This is a genomic window from Tenacibaculum haliotis (genome assembly GCF_025215075.1).
Lineage (GTDB): Bacteria > Bacteroidota > Bacteroidia > Flavobacteriales > Flavobacteriaceae > Polaribacter > Polaribacter haliotis_B.
The window spans coordinates 115,826-132,876 of record NZ_JAOBTH010000026.1 but is presented as its reverse complement, the minus strand read 5'-3'; the positions used below and the strand labels follow the sequence as shown (position 1 = coordinate 132,876).

Genomic DNA, 17,051 nt, shown 5'->3' with positions numbered 1-17,051 from the left:
AAATTATGAACGGATTATTATTAACTGACGGTTACAAAACAGGACATCACCAACAATATCCTAAAGGAACAGAAGAAGTTTATTCTAACTGGACACCTAGAAGTAATAAATATGCTCCAAAGGGTTGTGATAAAGTAGTTTCATTTGGACAACAATACGTTTTTCAATGGTTACACGATTATTTTCAAGATAATTTCTTTTCAAAACCTAAGGCAAAAGTTTGTAATGAGTTAAAGGAAGAATTGTCTTTGTATTTAGGTACTGATTATGATGTAACACATTATGAAGAGTTACACGATTTACAATATTTACCAATAAAAGTGAAGTCACTTCCAGAAGGAGTAGAGGTACCAATTAGAGTTCCTATGGTTACTGTAGTAAATACAGATAAAAAATTCTATTGGATAACTAACTTTTTAGAAACTATTTTATCTACTATGTTATGGCAACCAATGACATCAGCTTCTATAGCATTACGTTATAAGAGAATTTTTAAAAATTGGGTGTTAAAAACGGATAAAGAAAATGAAGCTTTTATAGATTTTCAAGGGCACGATTTTTCAATGCGAGGTATGGGAGGTTTACAAAGCGCTATATCTTCAGGAATGGGACACGGAGCAGTATTTTTAGGTTCTGATACTTTACCAATAATAAGTAGTTTGAGAAAATATTACAAAGCAGAAGGTTTTGTAGTAGGTTCGGTGAATGCAACAGAACACTCTGTAATGTGTGCAGGAACAAAAGATGATGAAATAGGTACTTTTAAAACTTTAATGAATACTTATTCTAGTGGGATCTTATCAGTAGTAAGTGATACTTGGGATTTATGGAAAGTATTAACAGATTATTTACCACAATTAAAAGAGGAAGTCTTAGCAAGAGATGGTAAGCTAGTAATACGTCCAGATAGTGGAGACCCTGTAGATATTATTTGTGGTGAAACTAAAACACTTGGCGGAAAAGCACCAAAAGATAAAGGAGTAGTAGAGTTACTATGGGATATTTTTGGAGGAACAGTAAACGAACAAGGTTTTAAAATTTTAGATAGCCATATTGGAGCTATTTATGGAGATAGTATTACTACGGAAAGAGCAGAAAATATTTGTCAACGATTACACGATAAAGGTTTTGCTTCTACTAATGTAGTTTTAGGAATTGGTTCTTTCACTTATCAGTTTAATACAAGAGATACTTTTGGTTTTGCAATGAAAGCTACTTCTGTAGTAGTTAACGGAGAACGAAGAGAGATTTTTAAAGACCCAATTACAGATGATGGAATTAAAAAATCTGCAAAAGGTTTAATTAAAGTAGATAAAGTTAATAATGAATTTGTTTTAATAGACCAGGTTACTTCTGAAGAAGAGAACAAAGGTGAGTTACAAGTAATTTATGAAAACGGTAAATTTTTAAATCCAATTACTCTACAAGAGATTAGAGAAAGAATTAATACTAATATTTAATTAAACAGCAAGATTATTTAGCTCATAAAAGTCTATTTGTAGCATTTGATTATGATAATACAGTTTTCGATTACCATAGAAAAGGTATTAATTATGAACCTATAGTAGAGCTTTTAAGAATCTGTAAATCCTATAGATTCACGTTAATATTATTTACAGGGAATGAAGGAGAAAAATTAGACGTTATAAAGCAAGATTTAATTGAACGTGATATTCCTTTCTCATTAATTAATGAGAATCCATTAATGAAAACTAGAAAGCCTTATTGTAATATATTATTAGACGATAGGGCTGGATTAAAAGAATCGTACAATAATTTAAAAAGATTGACAGATGAAATACGAGATAAAGAAATTTAAAGACGGACAAGTATCTGCAAAGATTACTAAAGACGGAGATATTCATATTAAAATTCGTGGTAATAGTTATGAAGATTTATTTAGAGCTGGTGCTATTAAAGAAGCTTGGGATGCAGAGAATTCTGAAAACAAAACTACTATCGCTAAACTGACTATATTTTGTTTAATAGGTCAACGTTCAGACAGGCGCTTTAATAAAGGAGAATCTTTTGATTTAAAAATCATCAGTAAGTTTATTAATTCTATGCAATTTGATAAAGTTTTTATTTTACATCCACATAGCTCAATTTCTTTAGCGTTAATAAATAATTCAGAGAAAATCTCTCATTTTGAATATGTTGAAAAAGTATATAAAACAATAGGTAATCCAGTATTAGTTAGTCCTGATGCTGGCGCCTATAAAACAACACACGAAATTGCAGAAGCATTAAATGCTGATTTAGTTCCTTCTAATAAGGTTAGGGTAGAAGGAGCGCCTGTAATTAGTATTCAAGGTGATGTAAAAAACAAAGAATGTTTAATTGTTGATGATTTAGCTGATGGTGGTAGAACATTTAAGTTTTTAGCCAAAGCTTTAAAAGAGCAAGGCGCATCAAAAGTGTTTTTATATGTAACTCACGGACAATTCAATTATGGTTTTGATGAATTAAAAGAAACAATTGACCATATTTATTGTACAAATAGTTATAAAGATATAGATGATAAATTTGTAACACAACTAGATGTATTATGTTAAATAGAAGTTAGAATTATAAAGAACGGCCTCAGAAGGTTTTGGCTAAAACAATAGGTGAAATGAGAGTGAATATTTTAGATTTTTAGTACTAAACACCATTGATTTCACAAAGTTTAAAAGAAAATTAACAAGTTAGAATGTATTCTAAAATATAGCGAATGAACCGTGATTGTTTCCAAAGGATTCTGAAGCCTTTATTTTTTGTTTTTTTTGCATCAAGGCAAAAGATAACGCAAGAAATTAAAAGGATAAATTGAAACTACAAAGTTAGCAAGTGTACAGAAATTATCTCGTCAGAGTAATTTTGTACTGTTGCGTATATCTAACGAGAATCTTCTGAAAAAAATATAAACGGAATCATCTTCAAATACGAGAATTTCAATAGAAACGAAATGTTAGCTTTACCCGGTTGCAAGCGTTGGCTAATTGTGTTTAAAAATAAAAGCCTTTTCGGCTTTAAGTTTTAAAAAGCAATCCGAGCGATTTTGGCAAGAGGCAATTTTACATAATGTCTAATTATAGCTACAAATGTATAGTTAGAATGTTTCTTGAGAATCGCTTATTTAAAAAATGTTGAACTATTGTACAGAATACTCAAATTAAACGAATAGCTTAATACTAATGTTCAATGACCCAAGTAATATAGATTCTTGTAAAACGTAAACACTGTGGGATATTTTACATAATATAGAATTATAGCTATCTAATGGATGAAATACATCTGTACTATAATTAATATTATGTTAAATAGTTTATTTTATAATAAAGAGTATATAAACAATCCTACTCAAAATAAACACCTATTTTTGCCGAATGCAAAAAAACAAGTCAAAATTAGAGTTTATAGGTTTAATGGCAGCCTTAATGTCGTTAGTTGCATTATCTATAGATGGATTATTACCTGCTTTAGAACAAATAGGAATTAGTATAAACATACAACAAAACTCAAATGATAATCAACTATTAATAACAATGATATTTTTAGGATTGGGGTTTGGACAATTAATTTCGGGACCTATATCCGATAGTTTAGGAAGAAAACCCGTTATCTATTTCGGATTTAGTGTTTTTGTAATTGCTAGTTTTATTTGTATCAGTGCAACGAGCATCGAAATGATGGTTTTTGGAAGAATTTTACAAGGTATTGGTTTATCTGCCCCAAGAACAATTAGTATTGCTATGGTAAGAGATAGTTTTGAAGGCAATTACATGGCTAAAATAATGTCATTTATTGTAGTGATATTTATTCTAGTTCCTGTTGTAGCACCTGCTATTGGTAAATTAATGTTAGATGCTTATGGTTGGAAATTTATATTTTACAGTCAATTAATATATGGGTTTATTGTTATGATTTGGTTATGGAAGCGCCAACCAGAAACATTAAAAAAAGAAAACAGAACAAAACTATCTATCAGTCTTTTTATTGAAGGAACAAAAGAATTTTTAAAACATAAACAAGCCGTTGTATTTACTTTAATATCTGGTTTTATAACAGGTTCATTTATGGTATATTTAAGCGCTTCACAACAAATTTTTCAGGTACAGTATGACTTAGTAGAAGAATTCCCCTATATTTTTGCAGGATTAGCTATTTCGGTGGGATTTGCTACTTTTTTAAACGGAACTTTTGTTATGAAATTCGGGATGTTTAAACTGATTACTACTTTCTTAGTAATTTTCACACTGATTCCTGTATTATATATCGTACTGTTTTACGGGAAAGAAAATCCGGATATAAACGTATTGTTAGCCTTTTTTGCTTTGCAGTTTTTCTCTCTCGGTTTTCTATTTGGTAATATCAGAGCATTAGCTATGCAACCAGTAGGTCATATTGCCGGAGTTGGTGCAGCTATAAATGGTTTTGTTTCTACAATTATGGCAGTTCCTATTGCTACATTTATAGGAACTTATGTTAAAACCACTACCCTGCCTTTATTTCTAGGTTTTTTAATTTGCGGAATATTCTCATTAGTTTTATTAAATTTTACCAAGCTTAAAATCACAAATAATTAAATTTATGAGCCTTACTATTCTTTTTGAAGACGACTATATACTTTGTGTTTCTAAACCAAATAATGTAGTTGTGCATCATGCGTATCATTCACGAAATGTTTCTGATGAAGATTCTTTATTGCAGTTGTTGTTCAATCAATTCGGACATAAATTTTATCCGATACATCGGTTAGACAGAAAAACTTCTGGAGTTATTTTGTTAGCAAAAGAAACCAAACATGTGTCTAAATTTCAGGAATTATTTACAAATAATGAGATTCAAAAAACATATTACGGAATTGTAAGAGGGCATTCTCCTGAAAGTAAAGTAATTGATTCTCCTGTAAAAGGAAGAGATTCGGATGTTTATAAAGAGGCTGAAACACATTTAAAAACAGTTGCTAATGTTATTGTTGATATTCCTGTAAAACCCTATGATAGTTCTCGATATAGTTTAGTAGAAATGAAACCTGCTACAGGAAGATTACATCAACTGCGTATTCATATGAATAAAATCAGTCATCCACTTATTGGTGATCCTAAATATGGTGACAAAAATCACAATGTAATGTTTATTGATCATTTTAATTGTGAAAACCTTTTTTTACACGCATATTCACTAGAATTTGTACATCCTTTTTCTAACGAAAAACAACTAATAAAGGCTGATTTACCAAATGACTGGAATATTGTTTTTAAACGTTTTAATTGGGATATTTAAATAAATAAAAGCTATCTGTGGATTATAAAAACTAGTATTTAAAGTTAATAAAAAAGGGTTGTATATTTAAATATACAACCCTTTTTTTATATGATTTATTCTTAAATTTCTTGAAAAATAGCGTGCATTAAACGCTTTTTATCATTAATGCTTTCTTCTAAAGAAATCATCGTTTCTGTACGATTAACTCCGTTAATATCATCTATTTTGTAAATAACATCCTTTGCATCGTTTGTACTCTTAGCTCTCACCTTACAAAAAATATTGTATTTCCCTGCTGTTACATAAGCAACAGTTATATTAGGAATTAAGCGTAAGCTGTCTAAAACGTGTTGTGTCATTGATGTTTTTTCTAAATACACACCAACATGGGCAATAAAGGTATAACCCATTTTATCATAATTCAACGTTAATGTCGAACCCTGAATGATTCCTTCATCTTCCATTTTTTTAACACGTACGTGAATTGTTCCTGCTGATACTAATAATTTTTTTGCAATGTCAGTAAAAGGAGTACGTGCATTTTCAATTAAAATATCTAAAATTTGATGATCAATTTCATCTAATACAAACTTTTTCATTATTTCTGTTTTCTTCAAGTAATACTGCTAAAATATAATTTTTTTCTAATTTAAAAACACTTTTGTTGAGAAATATTTAATTATTAACATTCTTTGTTAAATTCCTCATGTGCTATATATGAAGATAAATCACCTTCATTCTCTTTAATTAAAATCTTGGTAAATTTACCGTTTTCTAATTTCTCTACATACTGATAAGCGACATCTTTTTTATTATTTTTATCCCTATAAATAACATCATAGAAGTTCTTGATATTGTTAGGGATAGATAAATAATCTAAATAATTTGTGAAATTTTCAGTTGTTGAAATATGATAAATCCCTTGTAAAAGCGCATAAAAATTATATTTTCTTACAATTTCTCGTTCATAATCATTCGGATAATGGCCTGCTTCAATTAGAATTGTATTATGTCCTAATTTCTGAAAATTATCACCTGTTGCCGTTGGATAAAACTCATCAGTATAACGACCAATATGATTGGGTATTAATTTTTGTAACAAGTTGTTCATCGAAATAATTACATTCATGGTTTCTTTACGACCTTGTGTAATTTCTCTATTTTTTTCTTCAGACGGAGCTAAAAAAGAAATTGTAGCTGGCTTGTTGCTTCCTTCCACTCCAAATATTGTTCTTTGGTCGTGAAGATTAAAACAAAAGTCAGGTTTAAATTCATCTAATATTTTTCGTAATAATTTACTTTCTTTTGCCGCTAAAGCAACTGCATCTCTATTTAAATCTACTTCTTTTGCATTAACACGTGTATAAACTTCTGCTCCATCAGGATTTAACATCGGTATAATAGTAATGCTACAATTATTTAAAATTGAAGCTACAATTTTATTATTGGCATATAATTTAATAAAGTTTAAAAAATCAAAAACAGCTTTGGTTCCAGTACTTTCATTACCATGCATTTGGCTCCAAACAAGTATTTTTTTTGCTCCTGAACCTAATTTAAGTTGATAAATATCTCTTCCTTGTTCTGATTGACCAATTATAGCTGACTGAATAATTGTATGTAAATCATTATAAAGAGGTTTTATATCTTTTAAAGTAATATACCTACCTCCTATTTTTTCTTCTTTTATTTTAGCGTAGGTTTCTTCTAAAAAAGAGGGCGTTAATAAATTCATATTATAAGGTAAACCAGTCAGCAATTATTTCTTTTTCTATTGGTTCAGTAAGTTTATGAACATAATCATTTTTAGCCATATCATATTTATAATCTTTCGACCATTCTGCTATATTCTGAGTTAAGGTATTTAATGAATTGCAAATAAACGCTATTTCCTTATCTGTTACTGTAGGGTGTACAGATAAACGTACCCAACCTGGTTTATCAGTATTACATCCTTCAGAAATTTGATCTTTAATTTTATGTGATGTATTTAAATCTACATTTAATAAAAAATGTCCGTAAGTACCTGCACAAGAACAACCTCCTCTTGTTTGAATTCCGAAACGATCGTTTAACAGCTTAACAACTAAGTTAAAGTGATACTTTTCATAATAGAAAGAAAAAATACTCAATCGATCTTTATTGTTTGGTGCTAATATTTTTACGCCTTCTAAATTTTCTAAACACTTAAAAATAATAGGATTTATTTCATCTTCACGTTGCTTCATTTTATCAGTTCCCATCTGATTTTTTAGCTGAATAGACAATGCTATTTTCATTGTTTGTAAAAAAGCAGGCGTTCCGCCATCTTCACGAGCCTCAATATCATCAAAATAATCATGCTCTCCCCAAGGGTTTGTATAACTTACAGTACCTCCACCTGGGTTATCAGGAATCATATTTTTATATAATTTCTTATTAAAAATTAATACTCCAGAACTTCCTGGCCCTCCTAAGAATTTATGAGGAGAAAAGAAAATTGCATCTAAATATTCATTTTCATTTTCTGGATGCATGTTTATATCAACATACGGTGCAGAACAAGCAAAATCTACAAAACATAAACCGCCATACTTATGAATTAATGAAGCTACTTTATGATAGTCGGTTTTAATACCTGTTACGTTAGAACCAGCAATAATCGAGGCAATTTTTATTGGTCTATCTATATACTCTTTTATAATTTCTTCAAATATATCTAAGCATATATTACCTTCACTATTACAAGGAATAACTGCTACATCAGCAATCGTTTCTACCCAAGATGTTTGATTAGAGTGATGCTCCATATGGCTCACAAAAACGATAGGACGCTTTTCTTCTGGAATATCTGTATGCTCTTTTAAGTTTTCTGAAACTTTTAAACCTAAAATTCGTTGAAACTTATTTACAACACCTGTCATTCCAGAACCTTCTGTAATTAGTACATCATCTTTTGATGCATTTACATGACGTTTAATAATATTTCGTGCTTCGTGGTAGGCTAAAGTCATAGCAGCACCTGAAGTTGATGTTTCGGTATGTGTATTTGCTACAAATGGCCCAAATTTATTTAATAATTGTTCTTCTATAGGTCTGTATAATCTACCACTTGCGGTCCAGTCAGTATATATCATTTTTTGTTCTCCGTAAGGAGATTGATATGTTTGGTTGATACCAACAATGTTCTTTTTAAACTTAGCAAAATATTGCTCTAAATTCATAATCTGATACTGTATTTATGATATAAAATTAAGAGTATCTTAAGAGCTAGCCTAAAAAGATGATACTTTTAACTTATTTGTAACTTTTGTTTATTATACAATGAACATTCCTCCTATTAAAAAAAATATTTTTGTAATATTAAAAATGATCTAATGATTGTTCACTGAATTTGCTATTATGAATAGTTTCCGAATCAGTAAAAAACTAGATAATTTTATTTTATAATTTGTGCTATTTCTGCTATAAATCGTTCTGCAAGTGTATCTGCATTTTCTTGACTGGTACTTTCGGTGTAAATTCTAATAATAGGTTCAGTATTAGATTTACGTAAGTGTACCCACTCGTTTTCAAAATCAATTTTTACACCATCAATCGTGTTAACGTCTTCGTCTTTGTATTTAGAAGCCATTGTTTCTAAAATTTTATCAACATCGATTTGTGGAGTTAGCTGTATTTTATTTTTACTCATAAAATAACTTGGGTACGAATCTCTTAATGCTTTACAAGACATTTTTTTATGTGCCAAGTGCGATAAAAATAAAGCGACACCAACTAACGAATCACGACCATAATGAGAAGCTGGATAAATGATTCCTCCATTTCCTTCACCACCAATAACCGTATTGGTATCTTTCATCATTTGCACCACATTAACTTCACCAACTGCAGATGCAGTATAAGTTCCACCATGCTTTTCTGTAACATCACGCAATGCTCTTGATGATGATAAGTTAGAAACCGTGTTTCCACCTCCTAATCTTCCTAATACATAATCTGCACAAGCTACTAAGGTGTATTCTTCACCAAACATAGATCCATCTTCAGATATCAACGCTAAACGATCAACATCAGGGTCAACTACAATACCTAAATCGGCTTTTTTCTTAACTACTAATTTAGAAATATCTGCTAAGTTTTCTTTTAAAGGCTCTGGATTGTGAGGAAACTGACCGTTTGGCTCACAGTATAATTCTATACATTTAACACCTAATTCTTTTAACAAAGCAGGAATAAAAATTCCTCCTGTAGAGTTAACACCGTCAACAACTACTTTAAACTTGGCTTTTTTAATTGCTTTTACATCAACTAAATCTAGTTTTAAAACCTCTTTTATATGTTTTTTTAAGTACTTTTTATTCTTTTTATAAGTTCCTAAATCATCAACTTCAGCAAAAGTAAAATCTTCACTATTTGCTAATTTCAAAATTTCTTCTCCATCAGCACCATTTAAAAACTCTCCTTTTTCATTCAACAATTTTAAAGCATTCCATTGTTTCGGATTGTGAGAAGCAGTTAAAATAATTCCTCCTTCAGCTTTCTCTAACGGAACAGCAACTTCAACTGTTGGTGTGGTAGACAAGCCTAAATCTATTACATTAATTCCTAAACCAACCAATGTGTTGGCTACTAAATTGCTTATCATTTTACCAGAAATACGAGCATCTCTACCTATAACAATATTTATTTTCTTTGCTTCCGGATTTCTCTTTATGATAAATGCTCCGTAAGCAGCAGCAAATTTAACGGCATCAACCGGAGTAAGGTTTTCACCTGTGCTACCTCCTATTGTTCCCCTAATTCCTGATATAGATTTTATAAGTGTCATCGTTTCTTTTTATTTATTACAAATATAGTAGTATTTAAGAATATACGAACACTTCATAATGGCTTTAACTGTAACAATAGTTACATATAGTACTAATTATTTTTTACATTAAGTTTGAGAAATAGGATATAAAACAAATAAAAACTCCTTAAACTAAATTTAAGGAGTTTTATATTAAATATGATGGTAATTTTATTAATCTACCACATTAGATGTTGTAGTAATAGTATTATTTTCATCTATAGTTATTTTATAAGTTCTACAAAATTCCATAGTAACTGTTTTAACTACTTCCGCTCCACTTTTTAATACAATAGTGAATTCTACTTCACCAGATGCATAACTTACAGAATTAGAAGACATTCCTGGTTCTATTTTATTTATATTTTCAGTATTTCCTCCAGAAGTTTTAATTTGTACACTCACATCTTCTGTTCCGTTATTAACAACTTTTGCTGAAGGATTTTGATTGTCACATCCTGAACAACTATTTAAAGTTATAGCAAAAATAAACACTAACAAAACACTTGTAACTCTTTTAAATAATTTCATAATATTCTTAGGGTTTAATTTGCAATATAATAATAATTTAACTGGTTTTTTAAGACATAAAAAAACCGCTACTTACGTAGCGGTTTTAAAATTTATGATTTCAGGAGCTTATTTTCCTTCCATTTTTCTTTTTAATTCAGCTAATCCACCAATATCTCCTAAAGTAGTTTTTTCTACATCAGCAGCTTTTTTAGCAGCAGCCTTGATGTTTTTCTTTTCTTCTTCTTTGAAAAGAGAAGTATGAGAAACAACAATTCTACGGTATTCTTTACTAAATTCAGTAACGATGAACTTTACAGCATCACCTTTTTCTAATTTAGAACCGTCTTCTTTTTCTAAGAAACGAGTTGGAGCGAATGCTTCGATACCATCTGCAAATACTACAGTTGCACCTTTATCATTCTTCTCTTTAATAGAACCTTCGTGAGTAGATCCGATTGCATACGTAGCTTCATGAGCATCCCAAGGGTTATCTTGAGTTTGCTTGTGACCTAAGTTTAACTTACGGTTTTCAACATCTAATTCTAATACTTGAACCTCTAATTTATCACCAACAGTTACAAAATCTGATGGGTGCTTAATTTTCTTAGTCCAAGATAAATCAGAGATATACACTAATCCGTCAATTCCCTCTTCTAATTCTACGAATACACCAAAGTTAGTGTAGTTACGTACAGTACCAGTATGAGTTGAACCTACAGGATATTTAGTTGTAATATCTGTCCATGGATCTGGGTGTAATTGCTTCATACCTAAAGACATCTTACGATCTTCACGATCTAATGTTAAGATTTGAGCTTCTACTTCATCACCAACTTTTACGAAATCTTGCGCAGAACGTAAGTGTGTAGACCAAGACATTTCAGAAACGTGAATTAATCCTTCAACACCTTCTTCAACCTCTACGAATGCACCATAATCAGCTAAAACAACAACTTTACCTTTTACTTTATCACCTACTGCTAATTCAGTATTTAAAGCTTCCCAAGGGTGAGCAGATAATTGTTTTAAACCTAATTGGATTCTAGATTTGTTATCATCAAAGTCTAAAATTACAACATTTAATTTCTGATCTAATTCAACAACCTCATTCGGGTGGTTGATACGAGACCAAGATAAATCAGTAATATGTACTAATCCGTCAACACCACCTAAATCAACAAAGACACCATAAGAAGTAATGTTTTTAACAACACCTTCTAATACTTGTCCTTTTTCTAATTGACCGATGATTTCTTTTTTCTGATCTTCTAAATCTGCTTCGATTAACGCTTTATGAGATACTACTACGTTCTTAAATTCGTGGTTGATTTTCACAACTTTGAATTCCATAGTTTTCTCTACATACTGATCGTAATCTCTAATAGGTTTCACGTCAATTTGAGAACCTGGTAAGAATGCTTCAATACCAAATACATCAACGATCATACCTCCACGAGTTCTACACTTAACAAAACCGTTAACGATTTCACCAGTTTCATGTGCATTATTAACACGTTCCCATGCTTTAATTACACGTGCCTTTTTGTGAGATAACACTAATTGACCAGAAGCATCTTCTCTTTTGTCAACTAATACCTCTACAGCATCACCAACTGCTAAACTTGGGTTGTAACGGAATTCGTTTAAAGAAATTACTCCCTCTGACTTAGAGTTGATATCGATAATTGCATCTCTATCAGTAATTCTTGTAACTTTACCTTCAATTACATCACGTTCGTTTACAAAACCTACTGTACCTTCTAAGGCTTTTTCGAATTCTTGTAATTTAGATTCATCAACTTCATCAATACCTTCTTCGTATTTATGCCAGTTAAATGTTGCTAAAAATTCTGCTGGATTTACTGTAACTGCTTCTGCAGTTGTTTTTGTTTCTTCAGACATTCTGAATAATACTTTGTATCTTTTTGTTAGCCAGATTCTTAACAACACTAACGCCAAGAGAAATTTATATAATTTTTATTTTCTCATTCCTTTTATAAATCTGTTATTGTAAAAAGGAGTGCAAATTTACGAAGTTTTATTTAAAAAACCTATAAAGCTTTTGATTTTAAGTGAGTTGAGACAATCTCTTTTTATAGCAAAATAATTATTCTTATTATGTTATATCTTTTTCGTTTTGTGAATTTGACATCAGAAAATGGTTCAAATGTCTTATATTTTTAAGTTTCTATTGATTTATAAAACAAAAAAAGTAATATTCCTAACATTTATAATGCTATGAATATTACTTTTTTTTAAAACCCTTATATGGGTATACTTAAATTTTAAGCTCATTAAATAAATCAACAAGTTTCGTATCAGAAGGTCTTGGAGCATCAGAACTTACAATATTACCAGCTGGATCAATTAAAATAAAACGAGGTATTCCTTGAATACCATAATCAGTTACAAATTTCGATTTCCAATCATTATCTGACATTAACTGAATTCCACCTAACTCTTTATCAATAATCATTTGCTTCCAAATACCATGATCTTTTTTAACATCAATTGAAAGACTTACAAATTCGATATTTTTATCGTGATATTTTTTTTCAATTTTCTTTAATGACGGAATTTCAGCTTTACATGGTCCACACCAAGTTGCCCATACATCTATATACACATATTTTCCTTTTAAATCGGCTAAAGATGTTGTTCCACCTGCATTATTTTCATAATTCTCAAATACTGGAGAGGTTTTTCCTTTTGCTAATTTTTTAACAAGATTAAATTGTGCTGTTAATTGTTTTTTCAAGATTTCATCTGAAGAAAGCTCCATAATTCCATTGTACAACTCCTCTGAATTAGGATTACGTGCCGATACTTGACGAGAAAGACCACGAAGTATGTTATCCCTTATTATTTCGCTTTTATTTTCTTTAACCAATTTTAAAGCAGCTGTTTCGAAAGAGATTTTTTCTTTTTCAGAATTTTCTCTAGCTACGGTATTAAAATTAGATCCTACAATACCTTTATAAGCAGCAGAAGATTTATAATGCTCTTCATTATTAAAATCAAAACCTTTTAAAACATCAGGAAAAGAGTCAGAAATTTTAAAATCTTTCTTTTTTGCAAAATAACGATGCGCAGGTTCGTAACTTAATAAATGACTAATATGGTCATAATTTAAACTTACTTTTTCTTCTTTTATAAAATCAGCATCTAAACCTTCTAATGATTTTTCTAGCGTTTCTTTTTGCGCATTCATTTTTTTTAAATAAGCTGTTTCTTCTAAAGAATAAAGCGCTGATGTTGTACCTGCTCTTTCTTTTATTAAATATTTTTGTGCTAAAAAATTATTTACATCACTACCGTTACCAGAGTAAACAATACTTTCATCAAACTCTTTAGCGTCTAAATTTAAATTAATGGTATATCCATTCTTTAAATATATTGATGAACTTTCCTTTCCATCATCAAAACTATAATAACCATTTGTGTTAAAAATAGTATCGGAAAAAACTCCTGAATCAGAAACCTTAATTTCTCTAACAGTTTCATTTGAACTGTTAATAATTGCTATGCTTTCACTGTTTGCGTTTTTAATGGTTCCTGTAAATAACGTATAATCAACAGGTTTTGAGTTGTTACACGAAATAATAGTAATGGCAAGGGCGCCAAAAAGTAGTTTTTTCATAATGTTTTTTATTTTTTAAATAATCGACAATATAGTTAAATATTAATTATTCGTTTTTTATAAATTTAAGTACCGATTTTAAACTTTCTTTAGGGCTTTCTTCCATTGGGGTATGCCCTACTTCTTTTAAAGTTACTAAACTATTATTAGGTAAGTCTTTTTGAAATTGATACGCATTTTTTAAGGGAATTAAAAAATCTTCTGCTCCCCATAGTATCAATGTTGGTTGCTTGATTGTTTTAATTTTAGCAGACGAACTTGCAGGTGATTTCATATTAAAACGATCTACAAAAGCTTGACGATTTCCTTCTCTTAAGGTTAATTCAAAATACCTTTCAACCATTGAATCGGTTACTTTAGATTTATCATGGTACACATTTTCTACACTTGCTCTTACCATAAAACGCGGAGTTACATACAGTAATAATTTATTTAATAATGGAGTTTGGGCGACTTTAAAAGCCATCGGGACACTTTTCGATTTCATCGGATAACCAGCTGCATCAATTAAAATCATTTTTTTTTACATTATTTGGATAGTTTACAGTGAAATTCCATGCTATTTGTCCACCTAATGAGTTTCCTCCTAATATACATTCTTTAATTTTTAAGGATGATAAAAAATCATGTATAAACTTCACGTAATTGTTCATTGAATAATTTCTATCAGGAAATGGCCCCGTTAATCCGTAGGCAGGTAAATCCATTCTAATTACTCTTTTAGTTTTCTTTAATTCATCCGTCCAAGCATCAAAAGTGTGTAAACTTGCTCCTGTTCCGTGAATTAAGACTATAGGAATACTATCTGATTTTACTCCTTCATCACGATAATGAACATCCATCCCGTTAATAGCAACAAAAGAAGATGCTTTATTCGCATATTTTTCTTTTAATTTTTCAACCGGAATATCTTGGTATCCATAAAAAACGACAATGCTTGTAAAAACCAAAGCGATGATTAATAAGGTTACTTTTACAATCTTTTTCATTGATAAATATTTTAGTTTATATCTGTTATGCATTAATAAATTTTATTATAACGAAAATGTCAGTTCGAGTAATTTTCTGTTAGATTGAGCATTGCCTTCAATCAAAATGTATTTAGATTAAAGGTAGCGAGTATAGTTCGTTGATATCAAAGAAAATTGTATCGAGAACAGTTTTTTAGCTAGAGAATTTAATTCTCGATAAAAATGTTCTGGATTGTAATCCAAGATATTTACTAGAATTGACAAATTAGTTTACATCCTTTTTTAAAGGAATTTGACTCATGGCTCTTTCTGCAATTGCTGTAATTGATAACGAAGGATTTACTCCCGGATTTGCAGAAATCATAGCACCATCAATAACATATAAATTATCATATCCGAAGATTTTATTATTTTTATCAATAACTCCTTCTGATTTATTTTCTGCCATTACAGCGCCACCTAATACATGTGCTGTTGATGGAATCCCTACAAGTGTTTCCAATGCAAAAGACGTACTAACTCCGTTTACGGCCTTACTATATTCGTTTACTAATTTTTTAGATTCTTTGATAAAAGGCGTTGGTTTTTTACCTGAATTAACGGTTGACGTCATAAATCCGAAGATATTACGTTTAAATTTCAGCGTACTATCTAACGTTTGCATAAATAATAATACTACCGTTTTTTCTGCCCAATTATTAGTAAAATAGACTTTAAAATATTTTATAGGTGATTTTAATAACGAAACAAACATCATCATTAAACGAGCAAACACGTTTTTATTGGTTACATAGGGTAAATGTAAAAACTTCCAAGCGTTTGAACCTTTTCCGTATCGTACAATCTCTAAATGACTATTTTCATCCGTATCTAAAATACTTCCGATTGCCACACCTTTTGAAAAGTTTTTATCTTTATCTAAAGTAGATACACTTACTAAGGTTTCGTTATTGGTTCTAATATCCAATCCTAATCTGTTTGAAATATTTGGAAGTGAATCTTTTTTTAATTTTAGTAATAGTTTGATTGTTCCTAAAACTCCACCAGAAAAAACGACCGCTTTTGTTTTAATCTTTTGACGTTTTTTTAAAAATTTTGTACTTGTTTTTATAAATACTTCATAACCGTCATCAGAAGGTTTTACGTCGTAAACTTCGTTTTCTGATATGATTTCTGCACCCAATTTCTGAGCTAAATACAAGTAGTTTTTATCTAAAGTATTTTTAGAGTTATTTCTACAACCAGTCATACAAGCCCCACAAAAATTACATCCAGTTCTTTCAGGGCCTTCTCCATTAAAAAATGGATCTTTTTTAGTCACATTTTCTTCACCAAAGTAAACAGCTACATTGGTTGCATTGAATTTATTTTTGATATTTAATTCTGATGCAATATCCTTTAAACCATTATCTCCATCAAATAACTTCGGATTTCTAGTAGCTCCAAGCATTCTTAAAGCTTCTTTATAATACGGTTTTAACTCATTTTCCCAATCTAAAAGATTGCTCCAGCTACCTGTGTTAAAAAAAGTAGTTTTAGGAATAGGCAACGTATTGGCATACACTAAAGATCCGCCACCAACACCTGTACCCGAAACAATAGCAACGTGTCTAAAAATGGTTAACTTCATGATTCCAAAAAAGCGTAATTTCGGCATCCAAAGCCATTTTTTAAAATTCCAATTTGTTTTAGGAAAATCCTTGGCTTTAGACCACTTACCTTTTTCCACAACCAAAACTTTATAGCCTTTTTCTGATAATCGCAATGCACTTACCGAACCACCAAAACCACTACCAACAATTACGTAATCGTATTCTTTTTTTAAAAGCACACACCCCTTTTTATA

The 17,051-nt window shown here is 30.2% G+C and carries 14 protein-coding genes; 4 read left to right on the top strand and 10 right to left on the bottom strand.

The genetic code is table 11. The features are described from left to right. The first annotated feature begins 5 nt into the window (after nt 1-5). The 4 genes from N2251_RS06715 (at nt 6) to N2251_RS06700 (ending at nt 5,268) form a co-directional block, all read left to right on the top strand. Nucleotides 6-1,460: a nicotinate phosphoribosyltransferase gene (locus N2251_RS06715; protein WP_260585974.1), complete on the top strand. Its 1,455-nt coding sequence runs from the start codon at nt 6-8 to the stop codon at nt 1,458-1,460. Nucleotides 1,461-1,793: 333 nt separating this feature from the next. After that, nucleotides 1,794-2,555: a phosphoribosyltransferase family protein gene (locus N2251_RS06710; RefSeq protein WP_260585973.1), complete on the top strand. Its 762-nt coding sequence runs from the start codon at nt 1,794-1,796 to the stop codon at nt 2,553-2,555. Between the two features lie 813 nt (nt 2,556-3,368). Continuing rightward, nucleotides 3,369-4,568, top strand: coding sequence for a multidrug effflux MFS transporter (locus tag N2251_RS06705; protein WP_260585972.1), 1,200 nt, complete (start codon nt 3,369-3,371; stop codon nt 4,566-4,568). 4 nt (nt 4,569-4,572) lie between these two features. Continuing rightward, nucleotides 4,573-5,268 carry a pseudouridine synthase gene (locus N2251_RS06700; RefSeq protein ID WP_260585971.1) on the top strand — a complete coding sequence of 232 codons (696 nt, stop codon included), beginning with the start codon at nt 4,573-4,575 and terminating at the stop codon, nt 5,266-5,268. Between the two features lie 101 nt (nt 5,269-5,369). Here the strand turns inward: N2251_RS06700 and N2251_RS06695 are convergent, their stop codons facing one another. From N2251_RS06695 to N2251_RS06650, 10 genes are all read right to left on the bottom strand, one after another. Then, the gene (locus tag N2251_RS06695) at nt 5,370-5,852 is read right to left on the bottom strand and encodes an Lrp/AsnC family transcriptional regulator (RefSeq protein ID WP_376741002.1); all 483 of its coding nucleotides are present in this window, start codon (nt 5,850-5,852) and stop codon (nt 5,370-5,372) included. A gap of 80 nt (nt 5,853-5,932) precedes the next feature. Then, nucleotides 5,933-6,985: a M14 family metallopeptidase gene (locus N2251_RS06690; RefSeq protein WP_260585969.1), complete on the bottom strand. Its 1,053-nt coding sequence runs from the start codon at nt 6,983-6,985 to the stop codon at nt 5,933-5,935. Nucleotide 6,986: 1 nt separating this feature from the next. Beyond that, the gene (locus N2251_RS06685) at nt 6,987-8,453 is read right to left on the bottom strand and encodes an aminotransferase class V-fold PLP-dependent enzyme (protein ID WP_260585968.1); all 1,467 of its coding nucleotides are present in this window, start codon (nt 8,451-8,453) and stop codon (nt 6,987-6,989) included. 215 nt (nt 8,454-8,668) lie between these two features. Continuing rightward, entirely contained in the window at nt 8,669-10,060 is a 1,392-nt protein-coding gene (glmM, locus tag N2251_RS06680) for a phosphoglucosamine mutase (protein WP_260585967.1), read from the bottom strand. A gap of 195 nt (nt 10,061-10,255) precedes the next feature. Further along, nucleotides 10,256-10,612, bottom strand: coding sequence for a hypothetical protein (locus N2251_RS06675; RefSeq protein ID WP_260585966.1), 357 nt, complete (start codon nt 10,610-10,612; stop codon nt 10,256-10,258). Nucleotides 10,613-10,720: 108 nt separating this feature from the next. Continuing rightward, nucleotides 10,721-12,496, bottom strand: coding sequence for a 30S ribosomal protein S1 (rpsA, locus tag N2251_RS06670; RefSeq protein WP_260585965.1), 1,776 nt, complete (start codon nt 12,494-12,496; stop codon nt 10,721-10,723). Between the two features lie 376 nt (nt 12,497-12,872). Further along, nucleotides 12,873-14,234 (bottom strand): TlpA family protein disulfide reductase, encoded by a 1,362-nt coding sequence (locus N2251_RS06665; protein WP_260585964.1) that lies wholly within the window; start codon nt 14,232-14,234, stop codon nt 12,873-12,875. A gap of 46 nt (nt 14,235-14,280) precedes the next feature. Next, the gene (locus tag N2251_RS06660; RefSeq protein WP_260585963.1) at nt 14,281-14,751 is read right to left on the bottom strand and encodes an alpha/beta fold hydrolase; all 471 of its coding nucleotides are present in this window, start codon (nt 14,749-14,751) and stop codon (nt 14,281-14,283) included. Next, on the bottom strand, nt 14,738-15,223 hold the full coding sequence (locus N2251_RS06655; RefSeq protein WP_260585962.1) for an alpha/beta fold hydrolase: 486 nt from the start codon (nt 15,221-15,223) through the stop codon (nt 14,738-14,740). Before N2251_RS06655 ends, N2251_RS06660 begins: the two co-directional genes overlap by 14 nt. 247 nt (nt 15,224-15,470) lie before the next feature. Further along, on the bottom strand, nt 15,471-17,036 hold the full coding sequence (locus N2251_RS06650; protein WP_260585961.1) for a GMC oxidoreductase: 1,566 nt from the start codon (nt 17,034-17,036) through the stop codon (nt 15,471-15,473). Nucleotides 17,037-17,051: the final 15 nt, after the last annotated feature.